General features: G+C 33.5%; 16 protein-coding genes. 12 read left to right on the top strand and 4 right to left on the bottom strand.

The features are described 5' to 3' along the window. Positions 1-59: 59 nt before the first annotated feature. Positions 60-1,553: a threonine synthase gene (thrC, locus tag RYL55_RS01440; protein WP_315006643.1), complete on the bottom strand. Its 1,494-nt coding sequence runs from the start codon at positions 1,551-1,553 to the stop codon at positions 60-62. Between the two features lie 132 nt (positions 1,554-1,685). After that, the gene (locus tag RYL55_RS01435; protein ID WP_315006641.1) at positions 1,686-2,228 is read right to left on the bottom strand and encodes a biotin transporter BioY; all 543 of its coding nucleotides are present in this window, start codon (positions 2,226-2,228) and stop codon (positions 1,686-1,688) included. Between the two features lie 195 nt (positions 2,229-2,423). Here RYL55_RS01435 and RYL55_RS01430 point away from each other — a divergent pair, with 195 nt between their 5' ends. After that, complete coding sequence (locus RYL55_RS01430; protein WP_315006639.1) at positions 2,424-4,163, top strand: ABC transporter ATP-binding protein; 1,740 nt, start codon at positions 2,424-2,426, stop codon at positions 4,161-4,163. Beyond that, positions 4,153-5,961 carry an ABC transporter ATP-binding protein gene (locus tag RYL55_RS01425; protein WP_315006637.1) on the top strand — a complete coding sequence of 603 codons (1,809 nt, stop codon included), beginning with the start codon at positions 4,153-4,155 and terminating at the stop codon, positions 5,959-5,961. Before RYL55_RS01430 ends, RYL55_RS01425 begins: the two co-directional genes overlap by 11 nt. Before the next feature lie 202 nt (positions 5,962-6,163). Here RYL55_RS01425 and RYL55_RS01420 read toward each other — a convergent pair whose 3' ends face one another. Both RYL55_RS01420 and RYL55_RS01415 read right to left on the bottom strand, forming a co-directional pair. Continuing rightward, a complete protein-coding gene (locus RYL55_RS01420; protein ID WP_315006635.1) occupies positions 6,164-6,817 on the bottom strand; it encodes a hypothetical protein in 654 nt (217 codons plus the stop codon). A gap of 234 nt (positions 6,818-7,051) precedes the next feature. Continuing rightward, positions 7,052-8,077, bottom strand: coding sequence for a PDDEXK nuclease domain-containing protein (locus RYL55_RS01415; RefSeq protein ID WP_315006634.1), 1,026 nt, complete (start codon positions 8,075-8,077; stop codon positions 7,052-7,054). Between the two features lie 221 nt (positions 8,078-8,298). Here RYL55_RS01415 and RYL55_RS01410 point away from each other — a divergent pair, with 221 nt between their 5' ends. The 10 genes from RYL55_RS01410 to RYL55_RS01365 all read left to right on the top strand — a co-directional run bounded on the left by RYL55_RS01410 (position 8,299) and on the right by RYL55_RS01365 (position 21,223). After that, positions 8,299-10,485, top strand: a complete 2,187-nt coding sequence (locus RYL55_RS01410) for a Tex family protein (protein WP_315006633.1) — start codon at positions 8,299-8,301, stop codon at positions 10,483-10,485. A 133-nt stretch (positions 10,486-10,618) separates the two neighbouring features. Continuing rightward, the gene (locus RYL55_RS01405) at positions 10,619-10,900 is read left to right on the top strand and encodes a DUF1507 family protein (RefSeq protein ID WP_315006631.1); all 282 of its coding nucleotides are present in this window, start codon (positions 10,619-10,621) and stop codon (positions 10,898-10,900) included. 23 nt (positions 10,901-10,923) lie between these two features. Beyond that, positions 10,924-12,225: a putative peptidoglycan glycosyltransferase FtsW gene (locus tag RYL55_RS01400; RefSeq protein ID WP_315006629.1), complete on the top strand. Its 1,302-nt coding sequence runs from the start codon at positions 10,924-10,926 to the stop codon at positions 12,223-12,225. Further along, positions 12,203-15,631, top strand: coding sequence for a pyruvate carboxylase (locus tag RYL55_RS01395; RefSeq protein WP_315006627.1), 3,429 nt, complete (start codon positions 12,203-12,205; stop codon positions 15,629-15,631). Before RYL55_RS01400 ends, RYL55_RS01395 begins: the two co-directional genes overlap by 23 nt. A gap of 17 nt (positions 15,632-15,648) precedes the next feature. Further along, complete coding sequence (locus RYL55_RS01390) at positions 15,649-15,942, top strand: YlbG family protein (RefSeq protein ID WP_315006625.1); 294 nt, start codon at positions 15,649-15,651, stop codon at positions 15,940-15,942. A gap of 184 nt (positions 15,943-16,126) precedes the next feature. Further along, positions 16,127-16,702 (top strand): 16S rRNA (guanine(966)-N(2))-methyltransferase RsmD, encoded by a 576-nt coding sequence (gene rsmD, locus RYL55_RS01385; protein WP_314110674.1) that lies wholly within the window; start codon positions 16,127-16,129, stop codon positions 16,700-16,702. Between the two features lie 9 nt (positions 16,703-16,711). Then, on the top strand, positions 16,712-17,233 hold the full coding sequence (coaD, locus tag RYL55_RS01380; protein ID WP_315006624.1) for a pantetheine-phosphate adenylyltransferase: 522 nt from the start codon (positions 16,712-16,714) through the stop codon (positions 17,231-17,233). 2 nt (positions 17,234-17,235) lie between these two features. Further along, on the top strand, positions 17,236-18,270 hold the full coding sequence (locus RYL55_RS01375; RefSeq protein WP_315006622.1) for a SepM family pheromone-processing serine protease: 1,035 nt from the start codon (positions 17,236-17,238) through the stop codon (positions 18,268-18,270). 47 nt (positions 18,271-18,317) lie between these two features. After that, positions 18,318-18,980 (top strand): ComEA family DNA-binding protein, encoded by a 663-nt coding sequence (locus tag RYL55_RS01370; protein ID WP_315006621.1) that lies wholly within the window; start codon positions 18,318-18,320, stop codon positions 18,978-18,980. Then, positions 18,977-21,223 carry a ComEC/Rec2 family competence protein gene (locus RYL55_RS01365; protein WP_315006619.1) on the top strand — a complete coding sequence of 749 codons (2,247 nt, stop codon included), beginning with the start codon at positions 18,977-18,979 and terminating at the stop codon, positions 21,221-21,223. Before RYL55_RS01370 ends, RYL55_RS01365 begins: the two co-directional genes overlap by 4 nt. Positions 21,224-21,281 lie beyond the last annotated feature (58 nt).

Raw genomic sequence — 21,281 nt, 5'->3', positions numbered from 1 at the left:
TCAGAATTTTATAGTGCTTTCTTCTATTTTTGAGACTTTTTGCCCAGCCTCTTTTGACGTTAAATATTTAAACTGTCATAAACGGATTGCTTCATTTCTGAGATTTCAAGTACTCTTGTGTGTCTGATTTCTGCTTCTAGTACACTTGTAACGGCTAGAGGAATTTCTACTCCGCTTAATTTTCGTACTTCATCAATTAATTGTTGATCACTTAAAGCACTAACGTCAGAATTTTTTACAGCAGATACAACGCTTTGTGGGAATTTGTATGGGCTTGCTGTTGATACAATAACTGTAGGAGTGTTGTCTTTTGTTTCTTGTTGATATTTATCATAAGCACATTGAGCTACTGCTGTATGTGGATCTAACAAATAGTTTTCTTTTGTTAAAACAGATTCGATGGTTTGAGCTGTTTCTTCTTGGCTAGCACGAGCAGCATAAAACTCTTCGTATGAGTGTAATACTTCTTTTTCGATATGATAGTGACCATTATTGGTTAATGAATCCATTAATGCTTTTGTTTCTTCGGCATTGCTTCCTGTCATTTCAAAAATTAATCGTTCTAAGTTACTTGAAACTAAAATATCCATACTTGGAGAACTTGTTACTTCGAATTTTCTTTGACGATTGTATGTTCCTGTGTGGAAGAAGTCTACTAATACATCATTTTCGTTTGAAGCACAGACTAATGTTTGGATTGGAACACCTAATTGTTTTGCATAATAAGCTGCTAAAATATTTCCAAAGTTCCCAGTTGGAACGACAACGTTCATCGATTCTCCAATTTCAAGAGCTCCCTGTTTAACTAATTGAGCGTACGCATAAACATAATACACCACTTGAGGACATAAACGACCAATGTTGATAGAGTTAGCAGAAGAAAGTTGGAATCCTTTTTCTGATAATGTTTGGTTTAAATCTGCATCATTAAATAGTTTTTTGACCATTGTTTGAGCATCATCAAAGTTTCCTTTAACACCATAAACAAATGTATTATCGCCAGCTTGAGTAACCATTTGACGTTCTTGAATCGTACTTACGCCACCTTTTGGATAAAAGACAATAATTTTTGTATGAGGTACATCTGCAAATCCTGCTAAGGCAGCTTTTCCTGTATCTCCAGAAGTAGCTGTTAAAATAACAATATCTTTATCTTGTTGATTTTTCTTAGCCGCAGTTGTTAATAAATAAGGTAAAATGGATAAGGCCATATCTTTAAAGGCAATGGTACGTCCATGAAATAATTCCATAATGTAGGCATTGCCAACTTTTTTTACAGGTGCAATTGCTGAATCATCAAAAGTTGTATTATACGCAGAGTGAATACAATGTTGTAATTCTTCATCTGAAAAGTCAGTTAAAAATGCTTTTAAAATAGGAAATGCAATTTCTTGATAAGATTGATGTTGCAATGTTTCCCAGTTTAATGATAATTGTGGCATTGTTGTGGGAACGTATAATCCTCCATCTTCAGCAATCCCTTTTAAGATTGCTTGAGAAGCTGTTACACGATTATTTTTATCACGAGTACTAATATATTGTAATTCTGTCACAATTCATCCTCCTTTTTCTCTTCTAATGCTTTGTATTTTACCATAAGTTTTTCCATGTGCCTACTAAGTTGAATAAAAGAGAATCTATAAAAAAAAGAGGGTAGAATATTACATCCTAACCTCACAAAAAAATTATGCTTCCTGTCTAAAATAAGGTTTATTTTTTAAACTCTTTAATAATAATAACCCAAAAATTGTTGTTAAAGTGATTTTAATCAAATCTGGTAAAATAAATGGAAGTACCACGAGATTGATAGCCTTTGAAAAATCAGCATGTGTAATTAGTATAAATCCAATCACTCCACCAATAAATAGGGCAACTTCTCCTAAAAGATTTGCTAAAAAGAGACGAATGGCATTGTGTTTTCCTTGTGCAATAATCGAAGTGACAAATGCACGAACTGGGAAGAAAACTAAAAAACCAGCAGTAGGTCCAAAGAAAGCTTGAAATCCACCTTTCCCACCAGCAAAAACAGGTAGTCCAATAGCTCCTAATAATAAATAAAGTACAATAGCAAGTGTGGCTTCTTTTGGACGATAGATAGTAGCAACTAATCCAATGGCTAAGGTTTGCAGCGTAATGGGAATTGGCCCTAAAGGAATTTGAAAGGGTGACAATGCTGCCACTAATGCTGCTCCCAATGCGATTAATGTTAAAGAATATGTTTTGTTCATAATTGTTAACCTCCTGAATCTGTTTATGTTAACAATATAAAAGAGTTTAGAGAGACTGTCAAGAATTTTTTCGGAAAATCATAGTTTTTTTGAGTAGAAGATCTCTATATTCATTTTGATATTATTTGAAAAACCTTATGAACATTGTTAGAATAGATACAATACTTTTTATGAAATGGAAAGAGGAGTGAAAGGATGTTAAAGAAAATAGTTCCCTATTTTTCAAAATATAAATATTTTCCGTTTTTAGCATTTTTATCCATTTTAGTGGAAGTTGTCTGTGAAGTTGGGCAACCAATTATTATGTTAAAAATTATTGACGAAGGAATTCCAAATCGAGATACTACTATGATTTTATGGTATGGAATTTTAATGATTATCGTTGCAATGATTTCTCTTGGGGCAGGGGTGTTAGGTGCAAAATTTGCATCTATTGCAGGAACCGGTGTTGCAAGTGAATTAAGAAGTGCGCAAATGAAGAAAATTCAAGAATTTTCATTTAAGAATTTGGATTTCTTTTCAAATGCGTCTTTAATTACACGTATGACGAGTGATGTGACAAATGTTCAAAATACAGCGATTATGACGATGCGTATTTTAGCACGTGCGCCAATGATGTTCTTATTTGCATTCTTCTTTGCGGTGTCATTAAATGCACAATTGTCATTAGTCTTTGTAGTTGCAGTTCCATTTTTAGTAGTAAGCTTGGCGCTTATTATTTCAACAGCGTTTCCTCGTTTTAGATTATTACAACAAGCAACAGATGGTATTAACCGCATTCTTCAAGAAAATTTTATTGGAATTCGAGTAGTGAAATCTTTTGTTCGTGAGCCTTTCGAACGTGTGAAGTTTGGTGTTGAAAATACAAACTTTAAAACACGTGCTTTACATGCGATGTATGTCATCGTATGGAATAACCCTATCATGCAATTAACGGTTTACGCTTGTACAATTGCTGTGATGTGGTTTGGTGGAAAATTTGTAATGCATGGAGAAATGACGACTGGAGAATTAATTAGTTTCATTTCTTATATTACACAAATTTTAATGTCCTTAATGATGATTTCCTTTGTTTTTGTCATGTTAACGATGACAAAAGCTTCAATGGATCGTATTTTTGAAGTGATTGACACAGAAGTGGATATTGTAGAACCTGAGCAAGTGATTCCAACAGAAATTACTCGTGGCGATATTGAGTTTGATCATGTTCATTTCTCATACGGAAAAGATCAACAAGAAGAAGTGTTAAATGATATTCATTTTTCAGTGAAAAGTGGACAAATTCTTGGAATTATTGGGCCAACCGGTTCTGGTAAAACATCACTAGTTCAGTTAATTCCTCGATTGTATGATGCAACGGCAGGAAGTGTTCGAGTTGCAGGGAAAGATGTTCGTGATTATGCATTTTCTGATTTAAGAAGTCAAGTAGCGATGGTTCTTCAAAAAAATACACTGTTTTCTGGAACGATTCGAGAAAACTTATTATGGGGAAATCCTCATGCAACCGAAGAAGAAATGATTCAAGTTGCTAAATATGCCCAGGCACATCAGTTTATTATGGAAATGCCAGAAGGGTATGATACAAAAGTTGAACAAGGTGGAAGAAATTTCTCTGGGGGTCAAAAACAACGTTTATGTATTGCAAGAGCAATGTTGAGAAAACCAGCTGTTTTAATTTTAGACGATTCAACTTCTGCGGTGGACACATCAACAGATTCATTAATTCGTGAAGCGTTCTTTAATCATTTACCAGATACAACTGTTATTATTATTGCGCAAAGAATTTCATCTATCCAAGGTGCAGATAAGATTGTTGTGTTAGAAGATGGAAAAATGAATGGAATTGGAACACACGAAACATTAATGGAAAATAACGAACTGTATCGTGAAATTTATGAAACTCAAATGGAAGGAGCGAAAGTAGATGAGCGTTAAAAAAATCGGATCAAAACGTCCTGAAAATTTAAAGCAAACATTAGCTGACTTATGGAGCTATTTATGGAAAAGTAAGTGGAGTCTTTTCGCTGTTCTTTTATTAGTTGTGTTAGGTAGTGCTGCAGGAATTGTAGGGACTTACTTTATTCGACCATTAATTAATGATTTTATTGCGACAAAAGATGTAGTAGGTCTAGCAAAAATGCTAGGAGTCATTGGGTTGATTTATATTATTGGGGCGATTGCGAATTATTTCTCTGGGAAAATTATGATTACGATTGGTCAACAAACGATTGAAACGATGAGAAAAGATTTATTCGACCATATTCAAACATTGCCAATTCGTTTCTTTGATACAAATAAACATGGGGATTTAATGTCTCGTTTTACAAATGATTTTGAAAATATCCAACAAGCGTTTAATAATAGTATGTTGATGATTGTCAGCTCTTTATTACAATTGGTGCTAACTTTTGTGATGATGATTATTTTATCTCCAATTTTAACAGTAATGTTGATTGTTATGGTCTTGATTATGTTTGCGATTGTTAGAGTAGTAGCAGGTCGTTCGGGTAAATTCTTTGCTGAACAACAAAAAGTTCTAGGGCAAGTGAATGGCTTTGTAGAAGAACATATTGAAGGGCAAAAAGTCGTTAAAGTATTCAATCATGAAACATTAGTCTTAAAAGAATTTGAAACTTTAAATTCTCAATTAAGAGAAGCTGCGAATCAAGCACAATTTAATTCAAATATCATGTTTCCTATTTTAGGCAATATTAGTTATATTAATTATGCTTTAACCGCTTCAGTTGGTGGATATTTAGTCGTATTTCAAGGAATGGACGTTGGGGCGTTAGCTTCATTTTTACAATATTCAAGAACATTTGCACAACCATTAGCACAAATGTCACAACAAACAAATGTCTTATTAGCTGCAATGGCTGGGGCAGAACGAATTTTTGCGATATTAAAAGAAGAATCTGAAGTGGATGAAGGAACTGTAACTTTAGATCAAACAGATTCAAAACAATGGTATTGGGTAAAAGGAGAAGAGAGAATCCCTGTTGTTGGGAATATTCAATTGAATGAAGTGGACTTTAGTTATGTTTCAGATGTACCAATTTTGAAAAAAATCAATGTTTGGGCTGAACCAGGATTGAAAGTAGCTTTTGTGGGTGCAACAGGTGCTGGGAAAACTACGATTACGAATTTAATTAATCGATTTTATGAAATTGATAATGGAGAAATTACGTTTGATACAATTCCGATTACGGAAATTAAGAAAGATGATTTACGTAAAACCATTTCGATTGTATTACAAGATACGCATTTGTTTACGGGTTCGATTGCAGATAATATTCGTTATGGGAATTTAGATGCGACAGATGATGAAGTGGTAAAAGCTGCGAAATTAGCGAATGCGCATGGGTTCATTAAACGTTTGCCTCATGGGTATCAAACGGAGATTACTGGTGATGGTGAAGGTCTTTCTCAAGGGCAAAGACAGTTATTAGCGATTGCTAGGGCTGCAGTAGCAAATCCGAAGGTGTTAATTTTGGATGAAGCGACTAGTTCGATTGATAGTCATACGGAAGCGTTGATTAGTAAAGGGATGGACCAATTGATGGAAGGTAGAACTTCGTTTGTAATTGCCCATCGTTTATCGACGATTCGTAATGCGGATGTGATTATGGTTATGGACCATGGTGAGATTATTGAGCGTGGGAACCATGAAAGTTTAATGGAAAAACAAGGTGTGTACTATCAATTGTATACGGGGCAGCTTGATTTAGACTGATAAATTTAGAAATAGACTTTGCTATATAGTAGCTAGGGACGGCAGCAACCAGCTTCGGTGTTTCATGCCTTGAGCTACTATGCGAAGTCTTTTTGGATGATAGGAGAGTTTTTGGTGTTTTATGGATAAAAAGGGCAGCCGTTATTACAGCTGCCCTTTTTTTATCGAGTCGTTATCATAGTGTTTTACTGTAAAATGAGCATTACTCTTTTCTGTCTTCAAGTGTTTTTCGAATTTGTTCTACTTGTTTGAGTATAGGGTCTGGTGCTTGTGTAAATGGGTTATTAGTGAACAATTCAATCCAACGTACTTTACTGTAATCTTGTGTATATTCTGTATGATATTTATCCAATTCTAAAAATTTCATTTCAGCAAGATTTTGTGGTTCATCGAATCCTTTGAAATCTACTTTTAGTGATTCGTTTGAAGCATCACTTAATAAAGTGAATGAATGGAACATTCTTTCATCATCGAAACATCGTTTTTGTGTGATGTAAATGGTATAAAATGGTAGTACTTCATTGACAAAGTACATTGGATTAAGTTCTTTTGCTTCAAATAACTCTTTATTTTTAGTGAAATAGTTTGAAAGATATAAATAATAGGATTCGTTGATATTAACTTCCTCCACTATTTGAATTTCTATTATCATTTCGGATCTACTGGCTAATTGTGCTAAGGCAGTGATGCTTGCTTTATTATGATCCAGATTCTCAAAAGGATTCAGTAATTTTACTTCATGAACGGGTAGTTCTAGTATATCACTCATAAATTGTGCCGTTATTTCAGGATTACTGAAAACTTTCTGTGCTAGGACATTTGTCATTGTTTGTGCTTGGTTCGTACGTTTTTCCATCGGATAACATCCTCTCTATTTTATTTTTGAAGGAGAATACTAGTAAATTATTTTTAGTATTGTCTCTTCACTTATAGATACGAAAAAAATCTTAAAAAAAATTTTTTTATGGTAACTTTTTTAGAAAAATTAAGTCGGGATGTTCACTTTATTTTTTGGATTTTACTATTTGTATTCCCGTAATCGTCCTTTATTTTTTGAATAAGTAGCTTTCAATTTTTATTTAACGCTAGTTTATTTCCCGTTATAATCCCTTAACACTCTCTCAACTTGTTCCTCAAGTACTTCTCTATCTGGAATATACAAAGTGTATTTAGATGCAAATATTTGATTAGATAAATTTCCAAGAGCATATTCTGCTTGAATACTATCCTTATCGGTACAAAGGATAATTCCAATTGGTTCATGATCCGTTTCATCATTTACTTCTGTTTTGTAGTAGTTCAAATACATATTGAGTTGTCCAACAGCTTCTGGCATTAGTTTTCCGGTTTTTAATTCAATCAAAACATAACTTTTTAATAGTTTATTGTAAAATACCATATCCACATAATAATGAGTGTTTCCAAGTGTTATTCTTTGTTGTGTTCCCACATACATAAAGCCTTTGCCTAGTTCAAGTAAGAATTTTTCAATGTGAGTCATTAAAGATTTTTCTAAATCACTTTCCATCATAAGCTTTTCTTCAGGTAATCCTAAAAATTCAAATACATAAGGATCTTTTACAAGATCACTTGCCTTATTAATTTCATTTCCTTTTAGAGCTAAGTCTAATACTTTTTCTTTATTCTCTTCTCCCGATGAGAGTAGTAACCTTTCAAAAAGCGAGGTTTTAATTTGCCGTTTCAACTCTCTTACCGACCAATTTGCTTGAATGGTTTCTTTTTCGTAAAAACTTCGTTTCTTTTCATCACTGACAGACAGTAATTCACAATAATGTGACCAACTTAATTTGCCAGACAGTGTCTGGCAAATTGGATACAACAAATAAAAATTCCTCATATTTTGTAAATTAGACCTTGAAAATCCTTTGCCATATTCTTTTGTAAGTCTCTTTGATAAATCTGCTATTAATTTTTTCCCATACTCAGCTCTATTTAAGTTTTCCTGTTCATCTTCTACGATAATTCGTCCAATTTCCCAATAGGTTTGAACAAGAATATTATTGACTTCTCTGGATACCTTATTCCTTGCTTGATTCATTAATTGTTTAATATTGTTATAAATATCTTGATGAATGTTATCTATTTCATGCTTCATTTAGTTTCATCTCTTTTAGATTTTGTATGTTTATCTGTTCTTTCATTTTTATTATCCCTTAATTTTATTTTGAATACGACTATTGTCTCTTTACTTATAGATACGAAAAAATCTTAAAAAAAAATTTTTTTATTGTGAGAATTTTATCTTTTTTAGGAAAATTGAAAATACTTTCAATAGAATAAATTTTATGTTAGGATAAAATCGAATGGAGGGGTATGATGGAACAAAAAGAATTAACAATTGAGTATCGTGCTTTGGAGATATTGAAGCAAGAATTAAGTCACTATACTTCAAAACAAATTGATACAGTTCTAGCTTTATTAGAAGATGGGAATACCGTTCCATTTATAGCACGTTATCGTAAAGATCAAACTGGGAGTTTGGACGAAGTTCAAATTCGTGAAATTGAAGAAAGATATCGCTATTTAGTTAATTTTGAAAAAAGAAAAGATGAAGTCATTCGATTAATTGATGAACAAGAAAAATTAACAGATGAAATCTTATCTGACTTAATGAAAGCTAAAACATTAACTGCTTTAGAAGATATTTATCGACCATTTAAACAAAAGAAACATACAAAAGCTACTATTGCTAAAGAAGCAGGATTAGAACCACTTGCTGAATTTTTATCTGCTTGTACGATGGAAGAAATTGAAAGTAAAGCAACGACATTTATAAATCCAGAAAAAGACATTTTAACGATTGAAGATGCTTTAAAAGGTGCTTTAGAAATTATAGCAGAAAGAATTTCAGATAATGCATTTTATAGAAAACTAGTTCGAGAAAATACTTTGAAAAAAGCTATGCTTGTCACAAGTCTTAAAGACGAGGAAAAAGACGAAAAACACGTATACGAAATGTATTACGACTATCAGGAACTCGTTAAAACAATTGTGCCACACAGAATTTTAGCGGTGAATCGTGCTGAAAAAGAAGGTGTGTTAAAAGTTAGCTTGGAAGTTGATGCAACGATTCCATTAGAAAAAATCATAAAGAAAGAAATTTCAAAAACAGATTCTCCATCTGCGATTTATATAAAAGCAGCAATTGAGGATAGTTATAAACGTTTCATTGCACCTGCGATTGAACGTGAAATTCGTTCGGAATTAACAGAAAAAGCTCAAACACAGGCAATAGAGATTTTCGGAGAAAATTTACAAAATTTATTATTACAAGCTCCAATGAAAGGACATGTAATTTTAGGATTAGACCCAGCATATAGAACAGGTTGTAAACTAGCGATTATTGATGAAACAGGCAAAGTTTTAGACAAAGCAGTTATATATCCGCACCAAGGAGCGAGTGATTTTAAACGAGCTCAGGCAGGAGAAAGTTTTAAAAAATTATTAGAAGATTATCAGGTTACTTTAATCGCAATCGGAAATGGTACTGCAAGCCGTGAATCGGAAGCATTTGTCAGTGAACAGATTAAGGGAATCAATCGTAAAATTTATTATACGATTGTGAGTGAAGCGGGTGCATCTGTTTATTCAGCTAGTGAGATTGCACGAAAAGAATTCCCAGATTATCAAGTTGAAGAACGTTCTGCAGTAAGTATTGCTCGTCGCTTGCAAGATCCATTAGCAGAATTAGTGAAAATTGATCCAAAAGCAGTAGGAGTAGGTCAATATCAACATGATGTTAGTCAAAAACAATTGGATGAGAGATTAGATATTGTTGTAGAAACTGCCGTGAATAAAGTTGGAGTGAATGTCAATACAGCGAGTGCAGCTTTACTAGAACATATTGCAGGATTAACAAAAACAACTGCCGCAAATGTAGTTGCTTATCGTGATGAAAATGGCAAATTTACGAATCGTTCTCAATTGAAAAAAGTGCCTCGCTTAGGACCAAAGGCTTTTGAACAAGCAGTAGGATTTTTAAGAATTGTGGATGGGAAAAATCCACTAGATGGAACAGATATTCACCCAGAATCATATGAAATTGCTGAAAAGATTTTAGAAAAAATTCAAGCAACAAAATTAGAAATAGGGACAGAAAAAGTAGGACAAGCGCTGTCTATTCTTGATAAAGACTCATTATCTGAAGAGTTAGGAATTGGATTTGAAACTTTGGATATGATTTTTGCAGGATTAACAAAACCTGGAAGAGATCCTCGTGAGGAAATTGATCCTCCAATTTTAAGAAGTGATGTTTTATCAATGGAAGATATTCAAGTCGGAATGGAATTACAAGGTACGATTCGTAATGTAGTTGACTTTGGTGCATTTGTTGATATTGGCGTAAAACAAGATGGCTTAGTTCATATTTCTAGAATGAAACAAGGATTTGTGAAACATCCAAGTGATGTTGTTGCAGTTGGGGATATTGTAACAGTATGGGTTATTGAAATAGATTCTAAAAAAGGAAGAGTAGGCTTATCGATGCTTCCTCCAAATAAATAAATAAAATTAGTATGTATACAACTCTATTTGTGCGATTTAGTCACAAATAGAGTTTTTTTGAATCATTATTTAGAAAAGCTGACTCTTTGTGGTATAATCATTTTGAGTTATTTTATTCAAAAGGAGAAAGTGTATGTCAAATACAAAGCAAAATCAAGCATTAGAGCAATTAAAAGAAAATGCTAATAAAATTTATCAATTAATTCATCAGCAAAAAAATCATTTATGTATTGCAAAATGTCCAGCATTTGAAGAAGTAGTTGATACTCAATTATTTGGTTTATCTAAACAAGTAGAATTTGCAGTTTCAATTGGGGTAGTTGAAGCAAATGAAGGGCATCAATTAATGGCAGATTTAGAATATGCATTAAATGAAGTATATAGTGATGTATATGAGAAAAACTGGCAATCTTAAAGAAAGTAAGAGGAAATAGTGATTTGAAATTAAAAAGTAAAATCAAAAATTTATTTCAAGTAGATCAAATCATTTTGATGATATTTATAATATTGTCAGCTTTTGGTCTTATTATGGTTTATAGTGCTAGTAGTTATTTTTCGTTATCTTCTGTTGGAAATTCAGAATATTTCATTATTCGTCAATTTATATTTGTAGTAGCAGGAATTATTATAGCGATTAGCATAGCAAATAATGGTAAAAGGTTCTTTTTTAAGGAACGATATTTGCAAGGGGTATATGTTTTATTAATTCTATTACTCTTTTATGTTTTAACTCAAACAGGAATTAAAGGAGCAAAAAGTTGGATTAATTTACGACTATTCAATTTACAACCATCTGAATTTGGAAAAGTTATTTTAATATGGGCGAGTGCATTTTATTACGACAAGTTTAAAGAGGTCAAAGATTGGAAAGTATTATTTAGATATCCACTGGGAATGGCATTATTTGTCTGCGTTCTAGTTTTGATGCAACCGGACTTTGGTACGATGGCGATTATTTTTCTAATGATGTGGTTATTAGCATTAACGACTGGATATTCAAGAAAAGCACTAGGTGTTTCAGGTATCTTATTTGTTTTAGGGTATTTATTTACTTTTTTACCAGTATCTATTCTTCAATATTTACCTTTTAAAGCTTATCAATTAGGACGATTTTTATCATTTCATAATCCATGGGACGATATAAGTGGTACAGGGTATCAATCGATTCAAGGTTTTTTAGCTTTAGCTAGAGGTGGATTAACAGGGACAGGATTATCGAGTTCGATACAAAAAACTGGATTTTTACCAGAAGCTCATACTGATTTTATTATGGCAATTGTAGGAGAAGAATTAGGATTTTTTGTAGTATGGCTAGTGTTAGCAGTGCTATTTTTCTTAATTTTTTATATTTTTTGGAGAACTCAAAAATGTCGTTCTGCTTTTTCGAAATATATTTGTCTAGGAGTGGGCATTTTCTTTTTAGTTCAAAGTAGTATTAATATTGGAGCTTTACTTGGATTAGCTCCTATTACGGGGGTTCCATTACCATTTTTAAGTTATGGGGGATCTAGTTTTGTTGTTTCAAGTATCGCCATTGGGATGGTTTTATTTGCATTAAAATATGATAAAGAGTATCAAGCAGAAAAAATGTATCAAATTAGATTATTTGAAACAGAAATTGAAGAACATGAAAATCAGGATGAAAAAGAAGAGATTACTCTTGATAGTAATGAGAAAGAAGCTTTAACAAAGAACGAAGAGATAAAGGAGGATGAGCATGAAGAAATTACTGGTGGCTAATCGTGGAGAAATTGCGATTCGTGTATTTCGTGCCGCTTCGGAATTAGGGATTGAAACGGTTGGTATTTTTGCCAAGGAAGATGATCATTCATTGCATCGTTTTAAAGCTGATGAAGCCTATTTAGTTGGAGAAGGTAAGAAGCCAACAGAAGCCTATCTAGATATGGATGATATTATTCGTATTGCGAAACAATCTGGGGTAGATGCTGTTCATCCTGGTTATGGTTTTTTATCTGAAAATATTGATTTTGCTAGAAAATGTCAAGAAGCAGGACTAATTTTTGTTGGGCCTCATTTAGAACATTTAGATATGTTAGGCGATAAATTAAAAGCAAAAACTGCTGCACATAAGGCGGGCTTACAATCGATTCCTGGAACAGATGGTACAGTATCTTCTGTTCAAGAAATTTATGAGTTTGGAGAACAATTTGGCTATCCGATTATGATTAAAGCTGCCCTTGGTGGCGGCGGTCGTGGGATGCGTGTCGTTTATCGCAAAGAAGAGGTTCAAGATAGCTATGACCGTGCTGTAGGAGAAGCGATCAAAGCTTTTGGTGCTGGAGAATGTTATGTAGAGAAATATATTGAGAATCCACAACATATTGAAGTGCAAATTTTAGGGGATGAACATGGAAATGTTGTTCATTTGTTTGAACGAGATTGTTCTGTTCAAAGACGTCACCAAAAAGTGATTGAAGTAGCTCCATGTGTTTCTCTTTCAGAAGAGATGCGTTCCAAAATTTGTAATGCTGCCGCTAGCTTTATGAAAGAAATTGGTTATGTCAATGCAGGGACAGTTGAGTTTTTATTAGATGGAAATCAATTTTACTTTATTGAAGTAAATCCGAGAGTTCAAGTAGAGCATACGATAACAGAATTAATTACAGGAATTGATATTGTTCAAGCACAATTAAAAATTGCTCAAGGGTTGGATTTGCATCAAGAAATTGGCATTCCTACACAAGAAAACTTAACTTTTAGTGGTGCTGCGATTCAATGCCGTATTACTACCGAAAATCCTGAAAATAACTTCTTGCCAGATACTGGTAAAATTAATACGTATCGTTCACCAGGTGGATTGGGTATTCGTTTAGATGCAGGAAATGCATTCCAAGGAAATGTGGTTACGCCATATTTTGACTCGCTATTAGTAAAAGTATGTACGTATGGTCGTGATTTTTCTCAAGCAGTTACAACGATGCAACGTGCATTAAAAGAATTTAGAATTCGTGGTGTTAAAACAAATATTCCATTTTTAAAAAATGTGATTCATCATGATGATTTCTTAACAGGAACTGCAAAAACAACTTTTATCGATACAACACCTGAATTATTTAAGTTTCCAAAGGAAAGTAATCGTGGAAATAAAATTTTAAAATATATTTCAGAAATTACTGTGAATGGATATCCAGGAATTCCGCAAGAAACAAAGGCATTTGAGAGACCGACTTATATCGAAACATTGAATCCTGTTTCAAAACCACAACAAACAGCTAAGCAATTATTAGATGAAAAAGGTGCGGATGCAGTTTCTAAATGGGTATTAGAACAAGAAAAAGTTCTTTTAACCGATACAAGTTTTAGAGATGCGCATCAAAGTTTGATGGCTACAAGAATGCGTTCGATTGATTTAATTCAAGCAGCACAACAATATGAAGCTGCGGTACCTCAGTTATTCTCGGCAGAAGTTTGGGGTGGGGCAACTTTTGATACAGCGTATCGTTTCTTAACAGAAAATCCTTGGAATCGATTAGAAAAAATTCGTAAAGCAATGCCAAATACACTATTACAAATGTTATTACGTGGTTCTAACGCAGTAGGCTATTCGAATTATCCAGATGCGATCATTCGTGCGTTTATTTTAGAAGCAGCTGCAGCAGGTATTGATGTGTTCAGAATTTTTGATAGCTTAAACTGGTTGCCTCAAATGGAAGTGAGTATTCAAGCCGTTCGTGAAGCAGGGAAAATTGCAGAAGCGACAATGTGTTATACAGGTGATGTATTAAATCCAATGCAAACAAAATATACATTAGAATATTATAAACAGTTTGCAAAAGATTTAGAAAAAGCAGGTGCGCATATGATTGCCATTAAAGATATGGCAGGATTATTAAAACCTCAAGCAGCTAAACAATTGATTACAACTTTAAAAGAATCAGTGGATATTCCAATTCATTTACACACTCATGATACAAGTGGAAATGGTATTTTAACATTGGCAACAGCAATTGATGCTGGAGTAGATGTTGTGGATGTAGCCTTTAGTGCTTTAGCAGGTGGAACTTCTAACCCAAGCATGGAAACTCTATATCATGGTTTAGAAGGTACGACTCGTCAACCTGAATTAGAGATGGAAAATGTAGCAAAATTAAACCGTTATTGGGGAACAATTCGCAAATCTTATCATGCATTTGATCAAGTACAAGTTTCTCCAAGTCCTGAAGTTTATTATCATGAAATGCCAGGTGGACAATATACGAATTTATACCAACAAGCTAAATCAGTTGGTTTAGGAGAACGTTTTGAAGAAGTAAAAGATATGTATCACCGTGTGAACCAATTATTTGGAGATATTATTAAAGTAACCCCTTCTTCTAAAGTTGTTGGAGATATGGCATTATTCTGTATTCAAAATGAACTCAATGAAGAAAACATTTATGAAAAAGGACTAACATTATCCTTCCCAGAGTCTGTGATTCAATTCTTTAGAGGGGATTTAGGACAACCAGTTGGAGGCTTTAATGAAAAACTTCAAAAAGTTGTGTTAAAAGAGATCCAACCAATTACGGTTCGACCAGGATTATTAGCACCTGAAGTAGATTTTGAAGAAGTTCGTAAAGAATTAGAAGATTTACTAGGACATAAACCAAAAGACCAACAAGTACTAAGTTATCTGATGTATCCAAAAGTTTATAAAGAATACCAAGAGAGAAAAGAATTATATGGAGATTTAAGTAAATTAGATACGCAAACCTTCTTCTATGGAATGCGTATGGGTGAGACGATTCAAATGGAATATGCTCCAGGTAAAGTCTTCATGATTACATTAGTTCAAATTGGGGAACCTGACCAGGATGGCAACCGAATTATGTTCTATCGATTCAATGGACAAAGTCGAGAAATTATTGTGCATGATGCGAGTGCAACAATGACAACTGTCAAACGTCAAAAAGCAGATGTGAATGACTTTGGTCAAATTGGGGCAACAATGCCAGGTAGTGTCCTAAAAGTATTTGTTACAAAAGGTGAAGCAGTTCGTAAAGGACAAGTGCTACTTGTAACAGAAGCAATGAAGATGGAAACAACGATTCAAGCACCATTTGATGGCGTTGTTGAGACCATTGCTGTTAAAGAACAAGACATGATTGATGTTAGTGATTTACTATTAACAATTCGTAAAAAATAATAAAGAGAGGAGTAAACATGGAACAAGTAGAAAGAAGAGCAATTATTGTATGGCTCTATACATTAAAACCAATTAAACAATTAAAACGTTTCGGCAATATTCATTATATTTCCAAACGTCTAAAATATATTTACTTGTATGTCAATGAAGATGAAGTGGAAAGTGTAATGGATAAAGTTAGCAAATTCCATTTTGTTCGAAAAGTTGAAGTCTCTCCTCGCCATGAAGTTCGAATGGATTTTACACAAATCTTACCAGAATTGCGTGAGGAAATTGAATTAGAAAAACGAGCATTGGCTACAGAAGCGTAATGTTTATTTGTAAAAGTCATGACTATCTGTTAGACAGGTGGTCATGACTTTTTTAGAAGATTTAATTCAGTCGAATTCGACCGAATTAAAATTCATAGTTCTACCTACTTCTGTTTTGTGAGATTTCTTCTACTTCTTGTGAGTTGTTATTCTTTTTTTGAGCGTATATAATAAAGAGAATCATATTAAAGGAGGAACACAGATGAGAATTATTTCTGGCGAATTTGGTGGAAGACATCTTCGTGCTGTTCCAGGAAAGAACACAAGACCTACAACTGATAAAATTAAAGAATCCTTATTTAATATTTTAGGAGGATATTTTGATGGTGGTGTGATGTTGGATATGTATGCAGGCAGTGGAGGAGTAGCGATTGAAGCTGTTTCTAGAGGAATGGAACATGCATTTTTATTTGAAAATAATCGACAAGCGATTCAGACCATTGAACAAAATATTGAAATTACAAAAAGTCCGGAGCAATTTACATTATTAAAACAAAATGTGAAGCATGGATTGAAAACATTAGCGACAAGAGAAGACTTTGAACCTGTTTCTTTAGTGTTTATGGATCCGCCGTATCGACTGCAAGAAATTATCAATGATATCGAGCAATTGGAAAAGCTATCATTAGTAGCAGAAGATGCTGTAGTTGTAGCAGAAGTAGATAAAGCAGTTCAATTACCAGAAAAAATTGGACGATTTACTCAATGGAAACGAGTAGAGTATGGCATTACAGCATTAATTTTCTTTGAATTTGAATAGGAGATTTGTATGGTAAAAGCAATTTACGCAGGAAGTTTTGACCCCATTACAAAGGGGCATCTTCATTTAATTCAACGTGCGACAGTATTATTTGATGAAGTGATTGTGTTAATCTCTCATAATCATCAAAAGCAGTATACTTTAACAAAAGAAGAGAGAGTTCAAACGGTTCAGGAAGCTGTATCAAACTGGAAAAATGTTCGAGTTGTTGTACAGGACGGTGGGTTAACAGTCGAAGCTGCAAAACAATTAGGAGCAACCGTTCTTTTAAGAGGCGTTCGCAATAGTCAAGATTTAGAATTAGAAAAGACATTAGCATATCATAATCATCGATTAGATGAAAAGATTGAAACTGTCCTACTTATGAGTGAACCAGCCTATGAATATGTTAGTTCAACAATGGTGAAAGAATTAGCTAAATTTGGCGGAGAATTTGAGTCTTTAGTTCCAGAGAGTGTCGCTGGAATTTTGAAAAAAATATATGCGGAACAAGAGTTTCAACAAATGAAGCTTCAAGAAAGAAGTGAGTAAGAATGAAGAAAATTTCTTTACGAACGATTGTGATTGCGCTCGTTAGTTTATTCATTTTAGGAATCCTCGCATTTTATCCTTTACCTTATGTGTTAGAAATGCCAGGAAGTGCTGAAAAAGTAGAGGATTTTATTACAATTGAAGGAGTTAATGAGAAGAAGGAAGGATCGTTTCGAGTAATGACGGTATTTTCACAACAAGCAACCCCTTTATTAGCCCTTCAAACATTGCTTCCTCATGTTGAGATGATTCCAAAAGAAAAAGTTTATGGAACAACTCCTAGTAAGGAATACAATAAAATTCAGGAATATTATATGCAACAAGCTAGAAATGCTGCCGTTTCAGTAGCGTATAAGGCAGCAGGCAAATCTGTTGAAGAAGAATTTTTAGGCGTATATGTTATGACAGTTGTCCCTGAATCTGATTTTAAAGAGAAGATTCAAGTAGGAGATATTGTGACAAAAGTGGACGGAGAATCATTTTCATCCGCACAAGAAATGATTCAAGCGATTAGTTCTAAAAAAATTGGTGATCAGGTTACGATTGAAATTAATCGTAATCAAGAGACTATTGAAAAAACTGGAGTCTTAGTAGAAAATCCGGATACAGGTAAACCAATGCTAGGCATTCAATTAGTGACTCATTCGAAATTGCATGAATCACCTAAAGTCGATTTTGATCCACATGGGGTTAGTGGGCCATCAGCAGGTCTCATGTTTACATTAGAAATTTATAACCAGTTAACAGATAATAATTTAAAACAAGGTAGAATCGTTGCTGGTACAGGGACTATGAATGAAAAAGGAGAAATTGGACGAATTGGTGGAGTAGATAAGAAATTAGTGGCAGCTGTTCGAGCTGGAGCAACTATTTTCCTAGCACCTGATGATGAAATTACGGATGAAATGAGAGAAAAAAATCCTAATATTTTATCGAATTATGAAGAAGCTAAACGAACCGCTGAGAAGATAAAATCCAACATTCAAGTGTATCCAGTAAAAAATTTTGAAGATGCAGTAAAAATTTTACAAAAATAAAATACAAAACGTCATTTTTTTCGTATCTATAGTTAGAGGAGGGAAAAATGATGTTTTATTTTTTTATGCAAGTAAGACGTTTATTGATGGAATATAAAAAAGTTCTGTCAATAATTGGAGGTGTATTAGCAGTTATCGTTATTATTCTTGTAGGAAGAGGGATGATGGCTTCTTCTACAAAAGAAAAAGTGATGGTAACAAATGCGGTCAATACAACAAGAGTAGAAGAAACAACGGTGATGATGCCACAAAATTGTTATGTGGATGTTAAAGGGGAAGTTCTAAGGCCGGGAGTGTACGAGTTTTCTTGTGAGAGTCGCATACAAGAAGTGATTAAAAAGGCAGGAGGATTTACAGAAGATGCAGATAAAACAAAAATTAATTTAGCACAAAAAATTACCGATCAAATGCAAATTGTTGTTCCTAATGTACATTCTAAACAAGAAGGTAGCGTCACAGAGGAAAATTCTGGAAAAGGAAGTTCGACTAATACGAATTCATCCAATTCAAAAAAAGGAACGGTTAATATTAATACGGCAACTCTGGAAGAATTACAAACGATAAAAGGAATCGGAAAGAAAAAAGCAGAAGCCATTCTACAATATCGAAAAGAACATGGAGCCTTTCGTACAAAGGAAGACTTATTACAAGTGAAAGGAATTGGAAAGAAAGCTTTAGAAGCGATTGAAAGCCAAGTGACTTTCCAATGAAAAAGTGGATTTGGATAACGGTCTTAGAGATTATAGTAGGAAGTTTAATCTTTTCTGAATCTTTGCTTTTTCTAAAAGGGATTTATGTTTTGATAGGAATATGGACGTTCATTCTTCATTTTCAATCTAAACAACAGATGTTCTGGGTCTTTATTTTACTCATTTCTGTTGGATTACATTTTTATCAAGTTTATCATCCTACAATTGTTCCTGAAGGGGAGTTGGTTGGAATTATAAGATTGAATAGGGATGATTTGAAAATCAATGGAGACTTTGTAACGGGAATTGCTGAATTAGAGTTGACTTCTTCTAAACATCAAGTGTTATTCCAATATAACATGCATTCTGAAAAAGAGAGAGCTCTATTTGAAGAAGATGAGGCGAATCTCACTTTATCCGTAATAGGAAAGAGTAAGCCTGTGAATGAACCTAAAAATAGAGGGGATTTTAATGCACCAAGTTATTATCGGAGCATTGGGATTTTGCGTGTGTTTGAAGTCAAAGGATTTAAACAAATGGCAAATGCTCCTTCATGGATGTCACTCTTTCAAAATTGGCGTAGAAAATTCTATTTGAAAATTGATAAACAGCCAGAAAGTTTTGTTCGTACCTATGCTTTATTATTACTGTTCGGAAAAACGAAAGATGCAGATGCAACAGTGATAGGGCATTATAAGAGACTGGGAATCATGCATGTTTTAGCTATTTCAGGACTTCATATTACATTATTTATTCATCTACTTGAAAAAGTATTATGGAAATGGAAAATGACTCGAGAAACAAGTGTTGCTGTCATTATCGTTGGATTAGTCATTTATGGTTACTTTATTCATTGGAATATTAGTGGTACACGAGCGATTTTAATGTATATTTTAGCACAAATGTCTAAGAAGTTTCATTGGAAACTGACAACAGAGGATTGTTTGGGAATTATATTTTTGCTGTCACTGTTTTATCGAACAAGTATTATTGAAAATGTAGCTTTTCAACTTAGTTACGGATTAACGGCAATTTTATTATTGACGAGTTATTTTGTCGAACATAATCTTAAAGGAAAATGGAAGAAAACAATTTGTATTGCTTTTTTAACTCCTATCATTGCCTTGCCATTAATTTGTCACTATTTTTTTACGTGGAATATGCTAAGTATTTTGTTAGCTGGTTTAGTAGTTTTACTGTTTGAAAGTATCCTTATTCCAGGGATTTTACTTTACGCTTTAGCAGTAGTATTAAATTGGGTATGGATTTCTAATGGCATAGTTTTCTTTTTAGATACATTATTAAATGGATTGAATCAAATTTTTTCTTTTTGTGAACAATTTTTGTTTTTACGATTTACATTTGGAACATGGTCAACAGTAGCCTGGATATTGTATTGGATTATGATTTATGTAGCTCTTGTTTGTTATGAAAAATCTTGGTTTCGTCCTTATTCAAGTATCGTTTTTGCGTTTTGTTCTTTTATCATTGCACTTAGCATTCCTTATCATCTACATGAGCAAATCATCTTTTTAAGTACGGGTTCACAAGTTTCAGTATTGTATATTCCAAAAGGATTCAATCATGCTACTTTAATAGTGAGGGGAGAAAATTCGTTCACAGATTCTAAGGGGAATGTCTTTCGTAAACAATCTTTTTCTAAAGCTATTACAAATAATATTTTAGTAGAAGGAATTTCTCAGTTGGATTCTATTGTACTAACGAATGCTAGTGTGGAAGATAGTGATGATTTGAAAGAGTTAATCCAAAATTTTTCAGTAAGTGAGGTAGTGGTTTCTAAAAATCCATCCGAAAAAAGAGAATTTGCAGAGTTGGGCGTTTCGACACGGTATCATGAAGTAGGAGAGAGACAGTTACTTTCTGGAGTGAAATGGGAATTGATTCTAGCGAATGGCAGTAAGAAAGAAGTTCAAAGTTCTATGTTTACAATCCAAGGAGAACGAATACTTATAGTAGAAGATAAGGTGAAAACTTTACCTAATAAAGCGGACTTTGTGATTGCTTCAAAGAAAAATGCAGAAGAAATAGCAAAAATAAATGGATTTACACAAATGCAAACGAATAGTTTAATGTTAGAAAAAGGAAAGGAGACAGTTAAATCGCATATTAGTTCACACTTTTTAGAACAGTTAGAACAACAAGTTTCACATATATGGATCTCACAAGAAGATGGAGCAGTTCATATGATGCAAGAAAAAGGCGTACGAAAATTCCATACGATAAAAAGTTATAAAGACGAGTGAAACCATGGACAAAAAGAACACTTCACGATACACTAGACTAAGAGAAAGGGGAGTCATG

The sequence above is a fragment of the uncultured Granulicatella sp. genome, assembly GCF_963515615.1.
GTDB lineage: Bacteria > Bacillota > Bacilli > Lactobacillales > Aerococcaceae > Granulicatella.
The sequence above is the reverse complement of the archived record's forward strand: the minus strand, read 5'-3'. Positions and strand labels throughout refer to the sequence as shown.